General features: G+C 44.6%; 22 protein-coding genes. 4 read left to right on the top strand and 18 right to left on the bottom strand.

Features of this window, described 5'->3' with window-relative positions; translation table 11 throughout:
• Positions 1-68: 68 nt before the first annotated feature.
• Together MHI55_RS15180 and MHI55_RS15175 are read right to left on the bottom strand one after the other, a co-directional pair.
• On the bottom strand, positions 69-1,247 hold the full coding sequence (locus tag MHI55_RS15180; RefSeq protein ID WP_340390481.1) for an MFS transporter: 1,179 nt from the start codon (positions 1,245-1,247) through the stop codon (positions 69-71).
• A 144-nt stretch (positions 1,248-1,391) separates the two neighbouring features.
• Complete coding sequence (locus MHI55_RS15175; RefSeq protein WP_340390480.1) at positions 1,392-2,249, bottom strand: arginase family protein; 858 nt, start codon at positions 2,247-2,249, stop codon at positions 1,392-1,394.
• 105 nt (positions 2,250-2,354) lie between these two features.
• On the opposite strand from MHI55_RS15175, the gene MHI55_RS15170 reads away from it, so the two are divergent.
• Positions 2,355-2,723, top strand: a complete 369-nt coding sequence (locus MHI55_RS15170; protein WP_076212005.1) for a helix-turn-helix domain-containing protein — start codon at positions 2,355-2,357, stop codon at positions 2,721-2,723.
• Positions 2,724-2,865: 142 nt separating this feature from the next.
• On the opposite strand, the gene MHI55_RS15165 is transcribed toward MHI55_RS15170, so the two are convergent.
• The gene (locus MHI55_RS15165) at positions 2,866-3,336 is read right to left on the bottom strand and encodes a GNAT family N-acetyltransferase (protein WP_074095010.1); all 471 of its coding nucleotides are present in this window, start codon (positions 3,334-3,336) and stop codon (positions 2,866-2,868) included.
• 218 nt (positions 3,337-3,554) lie between these two features.
• On the opposite strand from MHI55_RS15165, the gene MHI55_RS15160 reads away from it, so the two are divergent.
• On the top strand, positions 3,555-4,220 hold the full coding sequence (locus MHI55_RS15160) for an MBL fold metallo-hydrolase (RefSeq protein ID WP_339187501.1): 666 nt from the start codon (positions 3,555-3,557) through the stop codon (positions 4,218-4,220).
• 151 nt (positions 4,221-4,371) lie between these two features.
• Here MHI55_RS15160 and MHI55_RS15155 read toward each other — a convergent pair whose 3' ends face one another.
• Positions 4,372-4,995: a hypothetical protein gene (locus MHI55_RS15155; RefSeq protein ID WP_339187504.1), complete on the bottom strand. Its 624-nt coding sequence runs from the start codon at positions 4,993-4,995 to the stop codon at positions 4,372-4,374.
• 224 nt (positions 4,996-5,219) lie between these two features.
• On the opposite strand from MHI55_RS15155, the gene metE reads away from it, so the two are divergent.
• Positions 5,220-7,514, top strand: a complete 2,295-nt coding sequence (gene metE / locus MHI55_RS15150) for a 5-methyltetrahydropteroyltriglutamate--homocysteine S-methyltransferase (protein ID WP_340390479.1) — start codon at positions 5,220-5,222, stop codon at positions 7,512-7,514.
• A gap of 144 nt (positions 7,515-7,658) precedes the next feature.
• Here the strand turns inward: metE and MHI55_RS15145 are convergent, their stop codons facing one another.
• The 7 genes from MHI55_RS15145 to MHI55_RS15115 form a co-directional block, all read right to left on the bottom strand.
• Positions 7,659-8,150, bottom strand: coding sequence for a TlpA disulfide reductase family protein (locus MHI55_RS15145; RefSeq protein WP_340390609.1), 492 nt, complete (start codon positions 8,148-8,150; stop codon positions 7,659-7,661).
• Between the two features lie 62 nt (positions 8,151-8,212).
• A complete protein-coding gene (locus MHI55_RS15140) occupies positions 8,213-8,926 on the bottom strand; it encodes an ABC transporter ATP-binding protein (RefSeq protein ID WP_340390478.1) in 714 nt (237 codons plus the stop codon).
• On the bottom strand, positions 8,919-9,740 hold the full coding sequence (locus tag MHI55_RS15135; protein ID WP_340390608.1) for an ABC transporter permease: 822 nt from the start codon (positions 9,738-9,740) through the stop codon (positions 8,919-8,921). The genes MHI55_RS15140 and MHI55_RS15135 overlap by 8 nt, the downstream gene beginning before the upstream one ends.
• 28 nt (positions 9,741-9,768) lie before the next feature.
• Positions 9,769-10,350 (bottom strand): nitrous oxide reductase accessory protein NosL, encoded by a 582-nt coding sequence (locus MHI55_RS15130; protein WP_340390477.1) that lies wholly within the window; start codon positions 10,348-10,350, stop codon positions 9,769-9,771.
• The gene (locus tag MHI55_RS15125) at positions 10,347-11,735 is read right to left on the bottom strand and encodes a right-handed parallel beta-helix repeat-containing protein (RefSeq protein ID WP_340390476.1); all 1,389 of its coding nucleotides are present in this window, start codon (positions 11,733-11,735) and stop codon (positions 10,347-10,349) included. Before MHI55_RS15125 ends, MHI55_RS15130 begins: the two co-directional genes overlap by 4 nt.
• 317 nt (positions 11,736-12,052) lie before the next feature.
• Complete coding sequence (bshB2, locus tag MHI55_RS15120; protein ID WP_036670850.1) at positions 12,053-12,727, bottom strand: bacillithiol biosynthesis deacetylase BshB2; 675 nt, start codon at positions 12,725-12,727, stop codon at positions 12,053-12,055.
• A 23-nt stretch (positions 12,728-12,750) separates the two neighbouring features.
• The gene (locus MHI55_RS15115) at positions 12,751-13,095 is read right to left on the bottom strand and encodes a YojF family protein (RefSeq protein WP_017688572.1); all 345 of its coding nucleotides are present in this window, start codon (positions 13,093-13,095) and stop codon (positions 12,751-12,753) included.
• A gap of 267 nt (positions 13,096-13,362) precedes the next feature.
• Between MHI55_RS15115 and MHI55_RS15110 the strand changes: the two genes are divergently transcribed.
• Complete coding sequence (locus MHI55_RS15110) at positions 13,363-14,148, top strand: DUF817 domain-containing protein (RefSeq protein ID WP_340390475.1); 786 nt, start codon at positions 13,363-13,365, stop codon at positions 14,146-14,148.
• 93 nt (positions 14,149-14,241) lie between these two features.
• Here the strand turns inward: MHI55_RS15110 and MHI55_RS15105 are convergent, their stop codons facing one another.
• The 7 genes from MHI55_RS15105 to MHI55_RS15075 all read right to left on the bottom strand — a co-directional run bounded on the left by MHI55_RS15105 (position 14,242) and on the right by MHI55_RS15075 (position 22,746).
• Positions 14,242-14,934 carry a hypothetical protein gene (locus tag MHI55_RS15105; protein WP_340390474.1) on the bottom strand — a complete coding sequence of 231 codons (693 nt, stop codon included), beginning with the start codon at positions 14,932-14,934 and terminating at the stop codon, positions 14,242-14,244.
• Positions 14,935-15,177: 243 nt separating this feature from the next.
• Positions 15,178-15,651 (bottom strand): IS200/IS605 family transposase, encoded by a 474-nt coding sequence (gene tnpA / locus MHI55_RS15100; protein ID WP_340386860.1) that lies wholly within the window; start codon positions 15,649-15,651, stop codon positions 15,178-15,180.
• Between the two features lie 187 nt (positions 15,652-15,838).
• Complete coding sequence (gene murB / locus MHI55_RS15095) at positions 15,839-16,729, bottom strand: UDP-N-acetylmuramate dehydrogenase (protein ID WP_340390473.1); 891 nt, start codon at positions 16,727-16,729, stop codon at positions 15,839-15,841.
• A 203-nt stretch (positions 16,730-16,932) separates the two neighbouring features.
• Positions 16,933-17,913 (bottom strand): SDR family NAD(P)-dependent oxidoreductase, encoded by a 981-nt coding sequence (locus MHI55_RS15090; RefSeq protein WP_340390472.1) that lies wholly within the window; start codon positions 17,911-17,913, stop codon positions 16,933-16,935.
• Between the two features lie 168 nt (positions 17,914-18,081).
• The gene (locus tag MHI55_RS15085) at positions 18,082-18,744 is read right to left on the bottom strand and encodes a hypothetical protein (RefSeq protein WP_076317944.1); all 663 of its coding nucleotides are present in this window, start codon (positions 18,742-18,744) and stop codon (positions 18,082-18,084) included.
• Positions 18,745-19,095: 351 nt separating this feature from the next.
• Positions 19,096-20,499, bottom strand: a complete 1,404-nt coding sequence (locus tag MHI55_RS15080) for a PQQ-binding-like beta-propeller repeat protein (RefSeq protein ID WP_076317945.1) — start codon at positions 20,497-20,499, stop codon at positions 19,096-19,098.
• A 195-nt stretch (positions 20,500-20,694) separates the two neighbouring features.
• Positions 20,695-22,746: a serine hydrolase domain-containing protein gene (locus tag MHI55_RS15075; protein WP_340390607.1), complete on the bottom strand. Its 2,052-nt coding sequence runs from the start codon at positions 22,744-22,746 to the stop codon at positions 20,695-20,697.
• Between the last annotated feature and the right edge of the window lie 47 nt (positions 22,747-22,793).

The raw sequence follows: 22,793 nt of genomic DNA, 5'->3' as shown, positions 1-22,793 counted from the left end.
AAGGAACAACCAGCGATGGTTGTTCCTTTGTTGTATAGTGGCAGAACCTTAATGACCTATAGCAAGAGCTAGACGGTCAGGCGCGTAGCCTTGTTGCTTCTGTTAACCAGCTCTGTAGCCGCGAACATAACACTGAACAGAATCAGCAGGATCAGGGGTACCATTGACATTCCCCATTGGCTGGCTATAAGTCCCATACCTAACGGGATGAGTGTTGAACCTGTATAGGCACTGGCCATTTCAAGTCCAATTACACTTGGGGATGCCTTCTCACCGAAGCGTTCCGGTGTCGCATGAACAATACTCGGATAGATCGGTGCTCCGCCCAATCCCACGATAAATAAAGCCCCTGCGGCAATCCAGTAAGGAATCGGCATAATCAGGATAACCAATCCGAAGCATCCAACGATTCCACCATATCTGATGAGATTTTTGCTGGATACATGAGTGGAAAGAAAACCTGAGATTACACGTCCCAAGATAATGCCAATGAAAAATAGAGAGGATAGTGCTGCGGCAGTACCTGGAGAAACTCCTTTGCTAACAATGAAGAAAGAAGCCATCCACAGACCGGCAGCAGTTTCGGAACCGTTGTAACAGAGCATCGCAATCATCGACATTTTCACGCCGGGGATACGTATGGCCTCACGGTTGCTTACGCGTTTCTTCTCATCGCCTGAACCCTCTACTCTTCCCTTCTCAAAAATCTTCCATAGAGACAAAGTTGATAATAAGACCACCACAATCCCAAGCAAAATCAACGCCACAGTAACGTATCCTGCACGCCAGTTGTTTGCTTGATTCAGCCAATATGCCATAACGAGTGGGCCTGTCACTGCGCCAATTCCCCAGAAACAATGCAACCAGTTCATATGCTTGGCCTTGAAATGCAATGCTACATAATTACTTAGTGCCGCATCCACCGAACCTGCACCTAAGCCGAGAGGGATCGCCAGAATCAGTAAAAACACAAAATTCTCAGAGAATGAGAATCCCAACAGCGCGATCGTTGTTGAGAGGATACTGAATAACGTGACTTTACCCGTTCCGAACCGGTGTAACAATCGGCTGGCCATTAGACTGGACACTACTGTACTAAATGAAATGATTAGCGATATGTAACCAGCCATTTCTGTTGTCGCATGTATATCGTTTTTCATAACGGACCAGGCACTGCCAAGTAAAGCATCAGGTAATCCCAGCCCTATAAATGCGAGATAAATAATAATTAACAATAACGTGACCATCTGGGTGTCTCTCCTCAGTTTGTTTAATTTCTGATTCTCGTCGAACCACCCATATAATAATATTGATATTTCTATCTGTAATCTTCCTATATTTTGACTCCTTATATCAGTATTCTGATATATTCTGGCGACTTATTACCTATATCACTGGTTCAGGATAGGTATTTCTCCAAGCAAATTCTTCAAGTTAATGGCATCCCACGGCATATGCTCAGTTATCCCTAATCCAACTACATCTGTTTCTTCAGACAGTTCTTTGATCAGATGAAGCAAGTGTGGTAATTGCATGGTTCCCGCTGGTGAAAACACATAAGGTTCCCCTGGTTTGGCGAATAACAATGAACGGAACATGTTGGGATCAAGCACATCCAGATCAAGATGAATTGCCAGGTGTTTGAACCCAGTCTCTTTAATCCACTTCTTAATCGAATCCATGCCATGGGTTAATTCTTCAGTTCCAGCCGTTCGGATACCCAATCTTTGAATCACTTCGGTTTCCTGTTCCGTGGGGGTTGTCAACCCGGCCATGAAGACATGTTCGGGCTTCAAGGGGACACTCACATGTTTAGCAAACTCCGGATCGCCTTCCCCAAGAAGGTTCCCAAGCGGTAAAGTATGACCGTTGTCATAGCCCTCGTATCTAACCAGATCACCATGTGCATCAATCCATATCAAACCAAGTTCTCCGCCATATCGTTCATTTAAATAAGCAAACGGGGCTTGTTCAACCAAACAGTCACCGCCAAACATGACAATGCGATCGGGCTGGTGAGCTTGAATAATATGCTGGGCAGCCTGCAATTGCTGAAGTAGCTGTGTTCTGCCTTTTATCCCGTTCTCGCTTACCAGAGATGTTCCATCATAAGCCTCAACAGGAACATGAATGAGAGGTTGATCATTGTCAGGTGCAAGCCATGCAAGCAGCTCCGCTCCAAAAGAGTAGTTTGGATTATCTCCACCTTGCCATTGTGGCATAAGCAGACGTATTGTTTTTTGAGTCATCGTAAATCTCCTTTACTTCAAAGTAAGGTTAGTATAAACTGAGCCCAAACAAATAAATAGTACGGTCTTTTATGATAGGTACTACCCGGAAGGATAGTGTAAATGATGAGTATGGCTGAATACCACGGTAAAGTTAAAAACATTCAAGATACCCCTTTTGGATATACGTTGTCTGTCATTGGTGGCAAATGGAAAATGGTGATTATGTATCTTCTGGCTGATAACCAGCCTGTCCGCTTCAATGAACTTAAAAGACAGATCGGCGCTATCACGTATAAAACGCTGAGTTCACAGCTCAAAGAATTGGAAGCAGATGGTATGGTCGAACGGAAAGAGTATCCCCAAGTCCCTCCTAAAGTCGAGTACCGTCTGACAGCCAAAGCTGAAACGTTATTGCCCGTTTTGGAAGGACTATGCGAATGGGGTGTTCAACATCAAGAACCTTTATTGATCAATAATAGCGCAACGGATTGAACGCTTTTGTCTATATTTTCAGCTGAAATAATTGGAGTAAATGCAGTATGTTAAAATGCAAAAAGTCGCCAATCGGCGACTTTTTTACTTTTATCTTGTGTTCCTCTGTACGTTCAGCAAATAAAAGCTGTGATTCGTAGAATTATACTTTTTCGTGTACCAGATCTTTCTGATAGGCCAACACTCTGTCCCAATTGCCACTGAAAACAGGAATTCGATAATACCCTACACGCTCATACAGCGCTGCTGCTTCTGGTTGCAAGGGGCCTGTTTGCAGTTTCAGATTGGTATAACCAAGTTCGTTCGCAAGACGCTCTGCCTCGGCCAATATAGCCTGGGCAATCCCCTTACGGCGGTAACCACTGCGTGTATACATGCGTTTAACCTCTACAGATGTATCATCAAGGGGTCTAAGTGCTCCGCAACCAACCGGATACCCGTCGATCCTGGCAACGATAAAAGCCGCACGTGGCACCTCAACGTCTGACAGTTGAAATCCCGCAGTTCCATCACCGCCATATAACAAACCGAGTTCTTCACTCAGTTCCTTGATCAATAACAGCGAATCCTCGCTTCGAATATCTTCAGCTGCTGCATGCACGATATGTGTCATCCCACATACCCCCTTTATCTTATTGGACTTATTGGTTTAAATGATATATCTAAATTATCATTCCCAACAGCAAGCGTCAATTCCCCCATTCATTGAATATTTCTATAAGTACACTCTATAAATACCCCAACGTATCTTATTGCCGTCTTTATTCGTTTACATAAGAAATATAACAAGCAACGATGTATATGAATTTTAACTCTCGGAGGTCTGATATTATGGAAATTTCAAAGGGAATAGAGATGCTTCAGCTTGATTTTGAGAGGAATATAATTCACCCTGTTCTGATATGGGATGAAGAAATGGTTGTGTTAATAGATACCGGTTTCCCTGGACAATATGACGATTTGCGTATCGCACTCGAAAAGATTGGTGTGCCAATCAGCCGACTTAAAGCAGTGATTTTGACGCATCAGGATGTGGACCATATAGGGTGTCTTCCCGAGATTTTGCAGGAGTGCGGCTCACAAGTCAAGATATATGCGCATGAGCTGGATAAGCCATATATTGAGGGCCAGCTCCCTCTTCTCAAAGATGGTCACCTTGAGCATCCTCCAAAGGGCAAAGTAGATGAAACGGTGACTGATGGTCAGGAACTGCCGTTTTGCGGTGGAATTCGCGTTATTCATACACCTGGTCATACGCCAGGTCATATCAGTCTATATTTGATGGACAGCAAGACGCTCATCGCCGGAGATTCAATGTATAGTGTAGACGGCATGCTTGGAGGAATTCATGAACCTACTACATTGGATACAGAGACAGCTCGATTCTCTTTGAAAAAGTATATCGAACTCGACATTTCATCTGTGGTTTGTTATCACGGAGGACTAACTCATAGGAATGTAAATGAACAGATCTCAGAGCTATATAAAATGAACTAAAGAATATTTACACTGGACACTCCGATGACAGAACAGCCTTCCGATGTAGCTTTCTTGCAGAAAGCTTGTAGACGAACGCTCCGCTTCTTCAGGTTCTTTCTGTCCTCTCCGTTTTGTGTAAATGTTTCGTTCAATTTATATAGTTAAGGTTTTATTGTTTTGCAAACTGTAAAATGGCTGTAGCCGCACGAATTCGCAGCTCTTCTTCTTCACTTTGTAAGGCTTCTCTCAGCACCTGGAGAGCTGTCTGAATTGTGGCTTCATCTACCCCTGTTGAGAGAGAGTTGGTTGCTTCGGCTGTTACACTGACTGCAAGACCTCGATCCAGCTGTGCTTGTGATATGGGATACTCAAACTTCGCAAGGATGGCTGAATCATTTTGCAGTGCCTGCACTTTGTCATTCAGCTCAGCGAGAGGAATACGACCCAACCATGTAACTCCGCGACGGTGACATATCAAGTCCTCTTCAGAACTAACGGAATCGTCGTAATAATAATCCCCGATATCCCCAACATACGTCCATTCATCATCACTAATTAAGACATAATCTCCATCCTGCATGAGGTTACCAAACATATGTAATGTCGCGAGTGTGCTCGCCAATTCTGCTTCATCCAAGGGATAGTGTTGAACCAACAGTTCCTTCCATAGTTCCCGGGGCGTTTGCTCCAGATCCCCTGTACCTGACCAAGCAATACCAATATAATTGTCTTCCAAAAAGGATGTTACTCTGTTGATTCCGTGCACGGTGGACTGGATATGATACAGATTCATGCGTACCGCCTTCCTTTCAATCAATCGTATGAACATAGCTCACCATTGTAACATTAGTGGGGTCTATTTCAAACGTAATGACTTCTTCAAGTTCTATACTTCATGCTGAACACACCTTTTGATATAGCCCTAGGCTATAACTAGGTATAATTTAATGGAATTACATTATAACTCCGGATCTGTGATAAATTTTGTGTAACATAAAAGCAGAGGGGTTTTAAACGATGACAAAAAGTAGTGTATTGGGATATCCGCGTATTGGTGCTGATCGGGAATGGAAGAAAGCGTTGGAAGCGTTCTGGGCAGGTAAGCTGGAGGAATCAGAATTCCACGCACGTTTGCAGGAAATTCGTATCGATCATTTGCGCAAGCAACAAGCAAAAGGCATCGACATCATTCCGGTGAATGACTTTAGCTATTATGATCATATCCTGGATACGGCTGTGATGTTTGGCATTATCCCTAAACGATTTGCTTATGATGGTGGTTCCGTTCCGTTGTCCGTATATTATGGCATTGCACGGGGAACGAAAGATGCCGCAGCAAGTGAAATGACAAAATGGTTCAACACGAACTATCACTACATTGTACCTGAACTGGACGGGGCTTCCCCAACTCTGACGGAGAACAAACCACTTCTCGCTTATCGTGAAGCAAAAGAAAAACTCGGCATTGAAGGCAAGCCGGTTATCGTTGGACCGTTAACCTTCCTAAAGCTCTCCAAAGGCTATGATAAATCCGAGACAGACGCTTGGTTGGACCGCTTGCTTCCACTCTATACTCAATTGCTTCAGGAACTTGCAAGCGAAGGCGTTCAGTGGGTGCAGGTCGACGAACCTATTCTGGTAACCAAATTAAGCGATGAAGACGTACAGCGTCTGAATAAAATATATGAGACATTTGCAGCAGCCGTTCCAAGCCTGAATATCATGCTGCAAACGTACTTTGAATCTGTCGAAAACTACAACGACATTGTTGCACTGCCAGTTCAAGGTGTAGGACTTGATTTTGTACACGGACTCTCTGGTAACACACAATCTATTCGGACATCCGGTTTCCCGGCAGACAAAGTGCTCGGTGCAGGTATTATTGATGGACGTGGGATCTGGAAAGCTTCCCTTCAAACAAAACTGAATTTGCTGAATGAATTAACTGAGTTCGTGACGCCTGAACGTATCATCGTGCAATCATCTTGCAGCCTGCTGCATGTGCCAGTAACGACAGACCGTGAGGCAAAACTGACATCTGAACTGAAGAATGCACTTGCATTTGCAGATGAAAAGCTGGAAGAGATTGTTCTTTTGACTACAGCCTTATCTTCACCAAGTGCAGAGATTACTGCCAAAATAGACGAAGCAGAGCTTCCTCTTCAAGCGCTTCAGCAATCCGAAGATCGAAACCGTACCGCTGTACAGAAAGCCGTTGCTTCCATCAGTGTTCAACAGCCGGAGCGCTCCCGTCCTTTTGCAGAGCGTCATGAAGCTCAACAGGCCAAATGGCAATTGCCACTCTTCCCGACAACAACGATTGGTAGTTTCCCACAATCTGCCGAAGTCAGAAAAGCACGTCAGTTGTGGCGCAAGGGTGAGTTGAACAACGGACAGTATGCTGCCTTCATCCGGGAGCAGATTGATATCTGGATTAAGATTCAGGAAGAGATCGGAATTGACGTATTGGTGCATGGTGAGTTTGAGCGTACCGACATGGTTGAATTCTTTGGCGAGAAACTGGCCGGCTTTGCCTTTACACAGTTTGGATGGGTACAATCATATGGTTCACGTTGCGTGAAGCCACCTATTATTTTCGGTGATGTTGCATTTACGGGTGAAATGACAGTGGAAGAAACGAAATATGCTCAATCGCAGACAGAGCGTCCTGTCAAAGGCATGCTGACTGGCCCGATTACCATCATGAACTGGTCATTCGTACGCGAAGACATTGCTCGTGAGCAGATTGCCTATCAATTGGCGTATGCGTTGAGACAGGAAGTCGAAGCACTTGAACAGGCAGGCATTGGTATGATCCAGGTTGACGAGCCGGCTGTTCGTGAAGGACTTCCGCTGAAAGAAAATGAACAAGCCGATTACCTGGCTTGGGCGGTCAAAGCGTTCCGTATCTCTACGTGCACGGTGCATGAAACGACTCAAATCCATACGCATATGTGCTATTGCGAATTCCATGACATGATTGATTCCATTGAAGCTATGGATGCGGATGTTATCTCCATTGAAACATCCCGTAGTCACGGTGAACTGATTCATAGCTTTGAAGAAAATACGTATGAGCTCGGTATCGGTCTTGGCGTATATGACATCCATAGCCCACGAGTTCCGAGTGTAGATGAAATGAGCAGCATGATTGAACGTGCCCTGCGTGTTCTTGATCCGAAGTTGTTCTGGATTAACCCGGACTGCGGATTAAAAACCCGTGGACAGGAAGAAACGGTAGCTTCTCTGCGTAACATGGTTGACGCAACCAGAATCGCTCGTAACAATCACGCTTCAGCTGCTGTATTGTAATCGGCTGCGAAGCAGCATAACTTCAAAAGTAAAGCCGGACACCCCTTCGTTAAATGGGTGTCCGGCTTTTTATCTGATTTCACTTGTAACATGGCGATCTTTGGCGTTCCTATCCCTTTTCTCACCACCACCCAACGCTTACGACTAGATACTCTCTTCCAGCCATTGCTGCAATGGTATATCTTCGGTCAGTTCACCGAGCAGTATGTGACGGAACTCCCCATCCCTATCAATGACCATTGTTGCGGGCAAACCCGTTATACGATACATACCTGATATGTTGCCCGTCACGTCTATGATCACCGGAAAATCAAACGCCTGCTTATCCATAAACTCACGAATCGTACCCTTCGATTCCCCCACGTTAACAAACAGGGTTTCCACGTCGGTCTGATAGTCCTGAGCAATCTGGTGAACGAGCGGCATCTCCCTTACACAAGGTGTGCACCATGAAGCCCAAAAGTTAATCATCACGGCTTTGCCCCGATAATCGGACAGTCTGACTTGTTCGCCTTCTGAATTAACCGCTGTGAACTCAGGGGCCACGGCACCAGCTTCAATGGCGTTACCTCGCTGAGATTCGGGTGTCGATACATTTTCGAAAATAGCCCATGTACCAACTAACAATGCGATCACACCAATCAAAATTGTAAGTGTACGTCTACTTTTAAAACTCTTCTTCTGCAATAAACTCACCTTCACTTTAAACCAAGACTTTGATGAAATGCTGCATGGAGCGAACCGAATTGATCACAAAAGTCGTGAGTAGAGCCCTCTCCAACATTACGTCCATGGTTCATGAATATCACCTGATCCGCAATATCGTCTGCGATCTCCAGCTGATGGGTCGAGAACACGACCATGTGGCCTTCCTGTTTGATGCCCTTGAGTAGCTGAGTTAATTCCTGCATCCAGAATGGGTCCAATCCATTCGTTGGCTCATCCATGATGAGCAGTGGAGGTTTCGACAGCACAGCCTGGGCGAATAACACACGTTGGCGCATGCCTTTGGAGAAGGTCGTAACCCGGTTTTTCTTTTGATCCTCCAAACCTACCATGGTCAGTACTTCCTGTACTCTCTCCTTGGGAACTTTCCTCAGAGAAGCCCAGAACAGAAGCATTTCCTCCGCACTTAGTCCTTGATTAAATTGATAATCGTCCGGCATATATCCAATCTGCTCTGAATAACGCTTGCGCTCCTTCAACCATCGAACATTGTTCACCGCAACATCACCGGAGGTAGGCCGAAGAATTCCTGCGATCATACGCAGCACCGTGCTCTTTCCTGCACCATTCCCTCCACAGAGGGCAAGCACTTGGCCTGAAGTAATGCGAAAGGAGATATCCTCAACAATTGGTTGCTTTTTAATGGATTTGCACAATCCCATCACTTCGAGTCCCACCTTATCCATGAGAACGCCCCCTCTCCCAGATCGCATATACCGCCAGGACAGAGAAAGCAATCCAGAATAGGCATATCCCGATGAAGATCCAACTGCCATTTGGTTGCTGCACCCACTCCACCCATCGATAATATTCTGGTCCAAGAATGGAGCCGCCTCCCAGTTTGATGACTACAAACAATCGCACCAGCTCGGCCGGATTGATGAGTGTTAGCATAACCAGCAGCGGCTTCACCCATAGATAAGGCATCAGTCCCAGCACAGAGAGCAATAAGGTCGGCCATCCAATGACTGCGAAAAACCATACGGTCACGGATATGGTTAACGCCTGCCACCGATTGCGCGACAACGAACCGATAAATAGCGCCAACGTCAGGAATAACAACACCAGTCCACACGAGAATGCCAGAAAGAGAAGATATGTCATTACATCCAGTGGATTTCCGATTACTCCGCTAATGACCCCCATCAGGCCATATCCAAACGCAACAATGGTAATTAAAACAATCGACAGCCCAAGATACTTGCCCACAATAAAAGACATCGTGCCGATGGGATACGTGGACAGCAGCTGCCAGCTACCGTCTTCCTTTTCGGATGTTACTGAGAAGGATCCGAGGAATAGCGTCATTAATGGCAAAAGGTAGAGAATGAGATTCAACATGGAACCTGTGGTGCCTGAATATCCTTCAACCAGATTCTGCGAATTCAGAAGTAACAAGCTTAAGCTAAATGTGCAAAAAAGGATCAGAAACGAATACGCCCAAGGATTGCGAAATCCCATTTTCACTTCTCGTCTTGCAATCTGTATCATATCTGACATCATTGATCACCATTTTCTATTGTCATACTTAGTGGCCTGACTCTTCTTTCATCTCACCTTCCTGATGCATCTCATTACCGTCTCCTTCTTCACCATGTCCGTGCTCATCATGCCCATGTTCACCCATCATGTCCATATTCTCTGTGTTCTGTTTCCAGTCATGAGAGGCAAGATCCTCAGCGGTCATAATGGTTCCAACACCTTGCTCTGCAATGAAAGCTTCAGCCGAGGGCTTATCCTTAAAGTTAAGAATTCCATAGGCCATAGGCGTACGCAATGAAGCGTCGTATACATACGTGGCTTTGCTGTATTCAATCCATTCCTTGTCATTATAATCACGTACATAGTCCATACCGATGTTATCTGTGCCATTTTCTGTTTTCCACTGGTTCATGCAGCCGATATCATCGAACTTGTAATTTTGGCCGTCTTTCGTAGTGAGCTGTGTTGCATATGCGTCGTCCTTCACCTGCATTTTACAGATCGCACAGATGTCCACGTCTTCATTGATCGGCAATGCCGCGTATTTTGTTCCGCAAGCGGTTAACAATACCATGCCAAACATAAGTACCATGACCAATGTCCATCTTCTGTTCAAGCCTTTGTTCATTTTCGTAATACCCCCATATAGATGATTATAAAAGTTGCCATACCCAACAGAACTAACCCGAACATCCACACCATCTTGGAACCTGTAGCACTTTCCACTGACATGTGCAGATCAGATTCCGTATCCATGCTCATTCGTGGCGATTTGTCGGTAGTCCATTGTTCTCTGCCTTCTGTAAACAATTCACTCAGAAAGACCATACCCGGTGATTGGAAAAAGAGCTGATACGCAGAATTTCGACTGACCAGTTGCTCATAAAAAGGATTGATGGCATAGGAAATTTCACTGATTCCATCCTGATTCAGATCGAGCCCCTGGAAGGAGTCCCAGTAATTCTCCATCAGGACATTATTCGGGCTATCCAGCGCCGAAGCTTCAATGACATTAGACACCAATTGGTTACGTGTAAACTCATTAGCTTCTGCCAGAACAAGCTGGATGCCAACAAAATTCCGAAGCACCGCATTGCCACGAATCTCATTACCTGAGGATTCTGCAATATTCATGCCAACACGATTACCCTCCACTACATTGTTGTGAACAGAGGATTGATGTACGTCATACAATAAAATCCCTTGGGAGTGAACATTGGTACTCTGTTTGCGAAAAGAATTGCCCGATATGACCGTATTCTTGACGCCCATAATCATGGCACCTGTCATATTCTCCTCTCCGGTATTGTCCATGACAGAAGAGCCGTCAATGTACATACAGTGGATGCCGTACCTTGTATGTAACAGCCTGTTATTTTGCACAGTAGACTTGCGACTGTTCTCCAGATAGATTCCATCCCTCATGCCGGTGATCTCATTGGCTTCAATGTAGCTATCATGGGAGTTGTACAGATCAATGCCATTGCCCTTCTGGCCACTGGAAGCAGAATCAGACCCGGCCCACGTAATGTTGTTCCGCTGAATCGTTGCCTGACTCGAATTCCGGATGATCATCCCATACCCCTGGGTCTGAATGTGCAGATCCGTGAATTCACTGTTTTTCCCTTCAACCTGAATCGCTGCAGTCTGTTCATTCGTATCATGTTCAATTGTAAAACCGCTCAATTTCACCCCATCCGAGCGAATCATTATCGTAGAGGTGGCTTCCGCATTAACAACTATGACCGTAGGATCACCCTGAATGGTGATGTTTTTGTCAATCGTCACGGGTCCAGAATAACGACCTGATGCAAGTTCAATGACTTCTCCAGGTGCAGAACGGTCAATCATAGGCTGAAGGGGAATGAGATCACGATGTCCGGGATAGGCCATGACTGCACCGTGCGGAAGGGATAGTAGGAGCATCATCATTCCGATTAGAAAAATGAAACCCGTAACCCGACTCTTCTTACAACTGTTGAATGCACCCAAGCCTGCCCAAGGATTACTCATGATTCAAACCGCGCAATTCCGGCTTCTTGTTACAGTTGCTTATTGCTGTGGCAATGTATTCAACGGGTTTTACGTTAATCCAAAATATACGTTGGTTGTACACACCATCCCTCCATTCCACTTAAAATCAACTCTCCATGTTCCTCATCCATTGAAGCAGCGCATTAAATGAAGCGTTATCACAATCCTGATCATAGTGTACTTAAAATGATATTTATTCCATATAGCTCAATTAGGCTATAGACGCTACATTTTTGTGTCGATATTGTGATGCAAATCAAAAAAAGCCGCCATATAGGCGACTTCTAAGTAATATATTATTCAAATGGATAGGTCCAAAATGTTTCTCTGCCAAAACGTTTCTTGATTTCTTCATTATTCAGCTCACGATTTCCTACAAGCTCTGCTGCCTGGAATTGTGAACGGTGGGCACGAATGGACGCCATTTTTCGATCCAAAAATTCGGATACATCAACAAATACATCCGGTTTGCCAATGTACTGTTCCTGATTATTAGCGAACGCAACGCAATGAACAATCGGACGTTCATCCACAGGAAGTTTAGTGATTGTACGTATAACAGCGGCTCCCGTTGCATCATGATCGGGATGAACACTGTACCCCGGATAGAACGTTATGACCAGCGTAGGGTTCAACTCTTTAAGTAGCGACATGATGGTGTCTTCCAGTAACTGTGGATCTTCGAACTCCAGCATTTTATCGTGGAAACCCAGCATTCTCAGGTCCTGAATACCAATCGCTTCAGAAGCTTCGATGAGTTCCTGTTTACGGATGCCAGGCAACGTCACTCGGTTGGCAAATGGAGGAATCCCCATATTGCGCCCCATCTCGCCAAGTGTTAGACAAGCATAGGTTACATGGGCACCGCCATCTATGTATTTGGCTAACGTTCCCGATACAGAGAAAGCTTCATCATCTGGATGTGGATATACCACCAAGATGCGCTCATGCTCGTTGTGTGTAGTATTCATGGTTATTCAATCCTCCGCTTTCATCAGAACATCTCTCGGCTTAATTGTAACGCCACAACTAGTTTACCTTGGCTGTCGTGACCGGCGAGAATCAGTCTTTCTTGTTCCTGCTCATCAATATGTGTAAGTCCTTCGGCGTAAAGCCATCCCTGCGTTGTTTTCAGACCAACACGGTATGGACCTGTACCTGAAATGGACCCCTGCGTATATCGTATGGCCGCATTAGTAATGAATGCCGATGCTGGATGTTTTGTACTGTCCATGTGTTGTGCGTAAGCACCTGACGTAAGTTCTAGATGTACGTATAAGTCCTGATCAGCAAGATTATTGATCCGGAGCTGAATGTCTTGAGGTTTAATCGGTTGCATAGCGGCCTCCTTGTCTAATGTAATTGTACAAATTTCATTTTAACATAACCACAAGAGAATATACATGGAGTGACCCTGTCGACCTCTCATAGAGCCCTCTCATGATGATTCCAGTTTGAAAACAAGAACAGATTTGCGTGGTTTTTTCTCTTTTTATTCATGGATCATATCTATATTATGAAGTGTAGGCAAAAACGCCCGTGATGAAGAACCTTAAATTTTAAATGAATCTTGCTCCAACATGTTTGGAAAGGAGTTTAACTCGACTTGAAATCTCTAATACAACTACTTCATTTTGGCTATCATCAGGCCATGAGTTGCATATTTCCCGTAGCGATCTTTGGAACACTGGCACTGTCCACCGTAGTTCCTATTCCTTACCTTCATCGATATGATGCCATTCTGCTCGTATTGCTTGCTGTGCAGTACCTAATGTATCGAAGCGGCTTGGAAACCAAGGATGAAATCAAGGTCATCTGTGTATTTCACATTATTGGCCTGGTGCTAGAAATCTATAAAGTATGGATGGGATCATGGTCATACCCTGAGCAAGCATACAGCAAAATCCTGGGTGTCCCTCTTTATAGTGGATTCATGTATGCAAGTGTAGCCAGTTTTATGTGTCAGGTGTGGCGAAGACTGCGGATGGACATGACCGAATGGCCTGGTTTTGCACCTTCGATGCTGCTCGGAGCAGCCATCTATATTAACTTTTTCACTCATCATTTTATGCCCGATTTTCGCTGGTGGCTGACGGCGCTTGTATTTATTGTCTTCTGGAAAACCTGGATTATTTACCGGGTACGAGCAACGACCTATCGAATGCCCTTATCGCTTGCTTTTATCATCGTTGGTTTCTTCATTTGGACTGCTGAGAACATCGCTACATTTTTCAATGCCTGGAAATACCCTGATCAGCATGATGCCTGGCAACTGGTTAGCTTTAGCAAAATTAGTTCGTGGTTCCTGCTGGTCATCATCAGTGTCATCATCGTTGCGCAGCTCAAATATGTGAAGGCCAATCGAACCGCAGATGATCCAAAGTCCAGGTAACTATTTATTCTCTAACCGTAAAACAGCAACAATCTTAGACTCGTACCTAAAGTCTTCGAATGCCGCTGTTTTTTACTGGAGTTCTATTTGAGATTATTCAATAAATAATGAGCCAAAGCTATCTGCCTCTTCAATGTCTTTGTTGATTAAGAGGCTCTCCTTTTCATCATATGCTTTGATTGTATAAGGAGGAGTAGCTGATGAAGGCAGGAATGCATACCAGATTTGTTGGTTCTCACCTGCCTCAACTAGCTTCGCATCGAAAGTTTCAGGCTTTCCATTTTGCTTGATTTCAACAGTTACACGTTTGATAGTGGAGTCTATGATGTCACCAAATAACATCGGTAACGGGGCCGAGACTTTTTCTAATTTCGGTATGCTCATATAATTCAACGCAAACTTGGATTCAACTGATTCATTAATGGAATATCCTCCACCCCATACCCATTTCCATCCGAAAATGTTCTTGCGGGTATACTCCATCTGAAGATTACTGTTATTTTCCCGACCCTTTTTTTGTGTAAACAAAATCATGCCCCCGTCCACAGCCTCCTGATGAATGAATTGGGAGGTATAAGATTCACCTCTAAATTCTTGAACGGCCCCTTGAGGACTGTTCGCTATAGGAATATGTATAGGTTCATTCAATCCCCAAACTTTGGATATCCGTTGATCGGCTAGCCCGCCAGCTCGTTCATTCATATACATATATGCCAAGATTGACAGGGGCGATAGTAAAATTACCATTGCAGTGATTAGCAAAATTCTCCTGTTACGCTTGAACATCTCCATGTACACTCCTTATGATAACGATGAAATATTAAATACAATCACTCTGATATTACCATAATTAGCATATTAGTTCTTGTTTAAATATAATTCGGACAATCAGGACCACCCGTCCAACGGGTGGTTTGCTCTTGGGGTATAACCCCCTGTTGCCAAACTGCGCCTAAAGACGCTAGCCTGACAGCAGGGCTGTTCAGGCTCAGTGTTATTTGTCACTTTCACTCACCAGTTAAACTGGTTTTACTTCTTTTTGCTCCGATGACTGCTGAATGGATCTTCGTATTCTTTTACGCTCAGCTTATCTAACGCTTGATCATGTGCTTCTTGTTCACGAATATACTTTCTTACCGTTGCTTCATTTAGACCCACTGTACTCACATAGTACCCTTCTGCCCAAAACTTTCGATTGCCGTATTTATACTTGAGCTGAGCATGCTTCTCGAATATCATTAGCGAACTTTTTCCCTTTAGATATCCCATGAACGTTGAGACAGCTATTTTCGGTGGAATCGCTACCAACATGTGAACATGATCGGGCATCATATGACCTTCTATAATTTCTACTCCCTTGTACTTACATAGACGTCTAAAAATTTCGATTAAGTCTTTTCTTACTTGATTATAGATTTCTTTCCGTCTATACTTCGGGGTGAATACAATGTGGTATTTGCACATCCACTTTGTGTGAGCTAGGCTATAGCTCTTGTTTGCCATCTAAGACCATTCCTTTCTTTGAGCCTGAACATCTCAATTTTATCGGAATGGTCTTGGTGGTCAAACCCTCGATCCCTCCACCCGCATAGCGGGTGGTTTTTTGTTTCGCGCGTTTCACGCACTCAACTGGCTAAAGCCATAATCAAAAAAGGCCGCCATTGGCGACCTTTCAAGTCATTCATCGAAGCTATTCTCCCAGAAAGATTACTTCGGTTTCCAATTCAACTTGGAACGTATCATATACTTTCTTCTGAATAAATTGGATCAGATCCATATAATCCTGGGCAGTAGCGTGATCCACATTTACGATGAAACCTGCATGCTTCATGGAGATTTCAGCGCCTCCGATGCGAGTGCCCTGCAAGTTACAATCCTGAATCAGTTTACCGGCAAAATGTCCTTCGGGTCGTTTAAATACACTTCCACAAGAGGGGAATTCAAGCGGCTGCTTGGATTCTCTTAGGAACGTTAATTCCTTCATTTTGCTTGCAATATCTTCCTTGTTTCCTTTTTTGAGCCCGAATTCGGCCTCCAGTATGATATAGTGATCCATCTTGAAGAGACTATTTCGATAACCAAACTTCATCTCTTCTCGCGGAATCTCCAACACTGCGCCGTCTTTGGTGATCACAGTCGCACGTTCCACAACATCGGCGATCTGACCGCCATAAGCACCCGCATTCATGTAAAGTGCGCCCCCCGTGCTGCCAGGAATGCCACAAGCAAACTCCAAACCGGTCAAGCTATGCTCCAAAGCAAGTCTGGATACATCAATGATATCAACGCCGCTTTGCGCAATCATGCTCTCCTCATTCACTTTAATTTGATCAAAGTGGCTAAGAGAAATCGTTACTCCCCGGATACCCCCGTCTTTAATAATGACGTTTGAGCCTTTTCCAATGACCGTCAGAGGTAACTGATGTAAGTTGGCAATTTCCACGATTTTAGTGATTTCGTCTATCGTTGTTGGATGGATGAGAATATCTGCGTTGCCACCTATTTTAATAAACGTGTGATTTTTTAGTGGTTCATTGAATTTCACTTTTTCCAAAGGTATCTGATGCTCAAAAATATTCATGATTTTCTCTCCCTGAATTCATAAAGAAATGATTGCACCATCGCGAAAATGAGATGCTCCTTCTTTATTATATGCTAAATAGGAGATTTTGTTTGAAATTATGTTGTTTTCATTATAATTAATCACATTCTCTTTAGATTTTGAACTTTTCCGTGAGTTCCTGCATGGAAGCAAGCTGTTGCTCTGTTGCCGCAACTACATGATTATGAGAGTTCTATGTCTGTTTGAGTCAGCTTGGCTGATAGCTCCCATAAACGAATAGCTTGCTCAGGGTCGATGGCATACTTCTTGACCCCATAGAAACCTCCATCCTCTGGAGCCAATTCACTGATGTCACAATCCTCGCAGTAGACACCGCCTTTTCCCTCAAGCTGAGGTGAAGTTGCTGCCCAGACTTGCGTCGCTGCCCCCTGCTCAGGTGTTTTGAACGCAGGATTGGCCACTTGTCCAGATTCATCAATCCAGCCTAGAGCAATCATTTCCTCTTGTGGCATATGACGCTGTAGTGGTGTCATAATTCCGCCTGGATGAACTGAGAAAGCCCGTACGCCGTGCTCTGTACCTCGACGATCCAGCTCAACGCTGAATAAAATCGTTGCTGTTTTGGACTGTCCATAGGCAGGGAATTTCTCATAGCCATGTTCAAATTGGATGTCATCCCAACGAATCGATGAGAAATGATGTCCCGCTGATGCCAAGGAAACAACACGTGCTCCCCCCTGACTTGCAAGTGCTGGCCATAACAGATTAGTCAGGGCAAAGTGGCCCAGATGATTGGTTGCAAATTGAGCTTCCCAGCCATGACCAACCCGCGTCTCCGGGCAAGCCATGATGCCCGCATTAAGAATCAGCATGTCAATGTCCCGATCACTCGCCAGAAACCGCTCCGCAAAAGCACGAACGCTGGATAAATCAGCGAGGTCCAATTCATCTATTTCAACACCTTCCAGACCCGAAAGTGCTTCCTTCGCAACCGCTGGACGACGTGCAGTCACCACTACACGGGCTCCCGCATTAACAAGCGCACGTGTCGTCTCCAACCCCAGGCCGGAATATCCACCCGTTACAATAGCAAGCTGTCCGGACAGGTCCAGATCCCTCAATACATCCTCCGCTGTACTATTATGGTTGAAGCCAGAGTCCATTTTATGTTGTAAAGTTCTAGTATTATTTTCCTGTGTCATTCTGTTCATCTCCTTAGTAATATTTCTACTTCTTCAAAGTCTACACCCTAGAGCGTACTCTAAGTCAAATGGAAGTGAATACATCACCTGCAACTTCTCCGTGCAATCTGTAAACGTAAAAAAGCCGCCAGTTGGCGACTTTCGTTGAAATGATTATAGTCATCCACGTTACGAATCACCCTGAACGGTGGATAACGAAACAAGGACCGGACTGGCGAAATCAGAGGCCTCTTCTCCTTTTGGATTATGAAGACGGAATAGAAATGCTTCCTCTTCTTCTGATTTCCAGACCATATAATCGCTAATGCCTTCTTCACCAGAGGCCTGAAGATAGAGCTCGGCATAACCAAGTGGGTGTTCTACCAGCTCTCCACTATAATCAGATACCTTACCGGCTTTTTCTAATTCTTCTTTACCCGCTGTCTCCAGTTCTGCCAGATTATAATCCGAAGGCAGTGGTTCAATATCCACATAATAGTCAGCGTTACTAGTCAGTGACAGACGGCCTTGAGCAGCATCAAATGTGAATTTCTCGAATACGTACAAGGAAAATCCTTCTCCTTGTTGCAAGGTCGCCTCTAGTGATTGATTGCCATCTGCGGTCAACATTTCAAAACTTGCGGTCTGTGGACGCTCCGTTTCATTTGCTTCTTCTGTTCCACCTGTTTCAGTTGGTTGTTCATTTTCTGTTGAAGGTGCTGGAGCAGGTTCACCTACTGGCATTGATGGTTGAGGGCTAGGCAAAGGTTCATTACTACCAGAGCAAGCTACAAGTGTTAGAACTATAACGATTAACGAGATACTCATCATAATAGAACGTGGTTGAAACATCAGGTTCATTCCTCCCTGTCTATATTCTGCGCTTACATGTTATTACCCATGGCTGAGACTCGGAATCCATAGGTCCAACCTATGAGTTTATCCATAATCAGTATTTCCCTAGGGTCAGGGAAGAACCCTCGATACGGACATCTCGGCATCGATTGAAAGACGCAAGGTGGATATCAATGCCACGCTGGAGGATCAATTGGTGTGGTTGGAGGAAGCGGGGTTTCGCGTGGCAGATTGCATGTACAAATACTTGGACTTTGCAGTGTTTTATGCGCAAAAATAAAAAAAGACCGGATTATGGGCAGCTATGCCGTAATCCAGTCTTCTCACATATTTTTCATCTTAAATCACTTATTTCAGCGATGCTGGCAGCTTAACGCCGAGAAGTTTGCCTTCGGTTTGGATGATGATCATTCCGTTTGTCTTTAACGTCGTGTTATGCAGATCTCCACCGGTGGAGACGCGGAAGACCGACTGACCCGACATCATGTTGAGGACAAGCAGGGTGCCGTTACGTTGCGCTCGATACATGCCTTTACCGTAAACATCGATCTGAGAAACGGGAGCATCACCATGCCACTGAACCTCCTGACCATTAGCCAGCTTGATGCCTGTAAGTTCTCCCGTGTTTCCGTTTTTGAAGATCAACCTTTCCTGTGTAACGCCAAGCCATACCATATTTTCGCCGTAAGGACGGTGAAAAGTTCGAAGTGGCGCGGGACCCGGCTTGGTTGAGGTCAACGAATACTCCGCTATCTTATCCCCTTGTAGAATGTATAGTTTGTCTTTATTGGAAAATATCCCTCCATACCCATTCACATACGGTGGATCCCCCGGCATGGTCCACTTATACTCCTGACTTCCTTTCAACACACCGGTCTTCAAGTTGTACGCATTCACTTTCCATTTGCGTTCTGGTGAAGACTCGTCATTTTCCAACATCGAAGAATAGTAGTCCGCTGAGTATACAAGACCGTCTTTGATCTGAATAGCTTCCCCCTGACCAAAATGACCCCATATCTTCTTGCCCGTTTTCTTGTCATATGCATTAAGCTGTAAGGATGTAAGTGCCCCTTGGACAAAAAAGGTTCTCAGCACTACACCATTAGATTCTCTCAGATACTCAGTACCATTACCTTCACCTAATGGTTCATCTGCTTCCCAGCGCAGTTTGCCTGACTGGATATCCAGTGCAAACGTTGTACTCCCCTTAATCACGTAGAGGGTATCCACCGTTGGAATCAGAGCTTCCGTACGGTTATACGTATCAATCCAGGTGGATGTACCTGACTGCCATTTTGCTTTGCCTGTCTTCGCATTCAAGGCATATGGCTTGTGATCAATGGTCAGTCCGTAGAGAATCCCGCTTTGATAGGTAATATAAGGAGTCAGTTCTTTGCCGTAAGTCCACAACCGTTTACCTGTTGTCGCATCAAGTGCAATCAGCTTCGATCCAGCAAACGTGAATACTTTTCCTTCTTCTGCGATCGCATTAACTCCAACATAAGTCTCGTTCATATTCAGATAGTTATCTACTTTCGCTGTCCAAGAAGGTTTCAGTTCAGGTACAGTGATTCGTTGATACGAATACCAGTTACGGATGGATACATCCGATGCTTCAGCATGTGCCTGCGATGGCAACACGCCGATAACGCCGTGAACCATCAACATTCCGGCAGTAATGCCTGCAATGATGGGTCTTCCTGCTCTTCTTTTCCATTCCTTATTCATTTGACGTTTATGTATATTGACCATGGTAAATGAATTCCTCCTGTTATTAAAATCCTGAGATATAACTACATAAACATAACGTGTGATGGGTCCAAATAGTTACCGTATTGTTAAATTATTCAAAGAAAATATCAAAAAAGCCGCCACCAGGCGACTTCTTGATAACTGTATTTTTTCGGTGATAAGTTGCGAACGTGACTCATTAATGAAGTTTCTGCTTTACTTTAGTTGGATCTGGAATATATCACCGGAGTCCCCACCAAAAACGATAAAACCACTTTTCGGGAGTTTCGTCGATTCATGATTGGTTGCTACAGAGAAGTCAACCATTTCCCCTTTATCAGTATACACTGCATAACCTCCGGTCTTCGGAGAATCCACCGTGATGGATTTGTTACCCGATCGGGCATCGATCGCATACCACCGGGCTTGACCGTTTGCCGGAATAGTCGTAATTCCTTTTTTTCCACCAAAGATTGGAGTAATCGCCTCCTCAGCAATGTATTCCTGCCCATCCTGGAGCAAAATCTCGGCGCCATTCTTTGTGTAAAATTGCAGATCAAACGCGTCTCTTCCGTTCATTACAGGAATCTCGGCGATATTCTCTGCGTTGTTTGCATCCATGATTTGCGTACCATTGGCGTAACCATGTTCGGCGTCAACAGACAGGTTCTTGATCAGCATCGATGGAAGCAGATAAAAGATCGATGTTATTTTTTCATCCAACGCGTAATATTTCGAGCCGTCACGAGCTGTCCATTTCTCTTTTGTTGCTGCGTCAAGCGCATTATGATCCAGTTTTTGATAATCATACGTGTTCATTACCGTTTGGCCTATGCCGGGTAACGTAATCATACCCTGAACTTTAACATATACCTTGTCATTACGTTCCTTCACAAAACTAGCTTTCACACTGCCATCGACACTTGTAAAATGTTCGTCGCCTGTGTACACATATTTCTGCTCTGGAATAATTCCACCCAGCAAAGCAGGCAGTTGCATTTCACCATCCTTAATCGTTATATCCAATGTCTCTCCTACCGTACCATAGAGACCGGAGTACGCGCTTAATTCTGTTGGCATCTTCACTTTGTCGGGTGACGAGAAGGTCTGATCGGGTTTAACCTTGTCAATGATGCCTTGATCCGCCAGAACTTCCAGCAGCACTTTGCTGGCAAACATCTGATTGTAGATGGAAGATCCGCCAGATGATAGAACCGCCATTGAAATATCATGTTCAGGTATAGTGATTAACACGGCATGGTACAACATGGTATCCCCACCTTTGGCAAGCGCGGTAACCCCATAATCGCTGAAAGGTGCAAGGTCAACCGAATCCCATCCCAAGCCATAATTGATCGTATTTTGCTCATCAGATACCCATATGCCCTTACGATATTCATGAGATTGCATGGCCTTCACAGCAGATTCGGACAGAATATCCGGTCTGTTCCCCATTAAAACCTCTCCGAATTGACTCAATTCTTCTGCGGTAGAGTACACTCCGCCTGTGCCGATAATGTTTGCATTTTCGGTAGGCATCTTCATCTCAAGTGTAGGCCAATAGGTTTCGGATAATTGCGCTCTGTCAAAGGAATCTAGTGGTGTCTTCGTTGATTCCAACTTCAACGGCTCGCTGATGAACTTGGCGATATATTCGCTGTAGCTTAATCCACTCACCCGTTCAACCAGGATTTCAAGCAATTGAAAACCGTCATTGGCGTAGACGGAGTATGCACCAGGTTTGGATTTCAGTTTTTCGGACTGAAGTTTGAGCAATAACTCATCATGATTGCGGGTGTCATTATCTTCAAACAACATGCTGTTTCCATAATGTGTACCGTAAAGACCGGATGAATGATTCATCAACATGCGCGGTGTGATTTGAGTATAGCGCGCATCTGCCATTTTAAAGTCTTTGATATACGAAGTAAGCGGCTCATCCAGATCTATTTTACCGGAATCGACCAGCTTCATGGCGGCTGCCGTAACAACCATTTTGCTAACCGAGCCTATGCCATACATGCTAGCCTTGTCTATTGGCTTCTGTGATGCCTTATCGTGCAATCCGACACTATCTGATAAAATATATTCCCCTTCATCCATGATCGCATATTGCACACTGGTGACACCGTAGTTTTGCACCATCTCCTTGGCGATCTGCTCCGCCCGTGCCTCAATCGTACCGCTGTTATTCGCCTCTGCTCTGACATCTGCCAGCGGTGTAATTGCAAGCACCGCTGTACATAAAAGACTAATTAGTTTCTTCATCATATGTCCTCCCTCAAATGTTCTTATGAATGAATTCATCATATCCG

The organism is Paenibacillus sp. FSL E2-0151, from assembly GCF_037993015.1.
GTDB classification, from domain to species: domain Bacteria; phylum Bacillota; class Bacilli; order Paenibacillales; family Paenibacillaceae; genus Paenibacillus; species Paenibacillus amylolyticus.
Note: the sequence above shows the minus strand (reverse complement) of the source record. Positions and strands in the feature narration are given on the sequence as shown.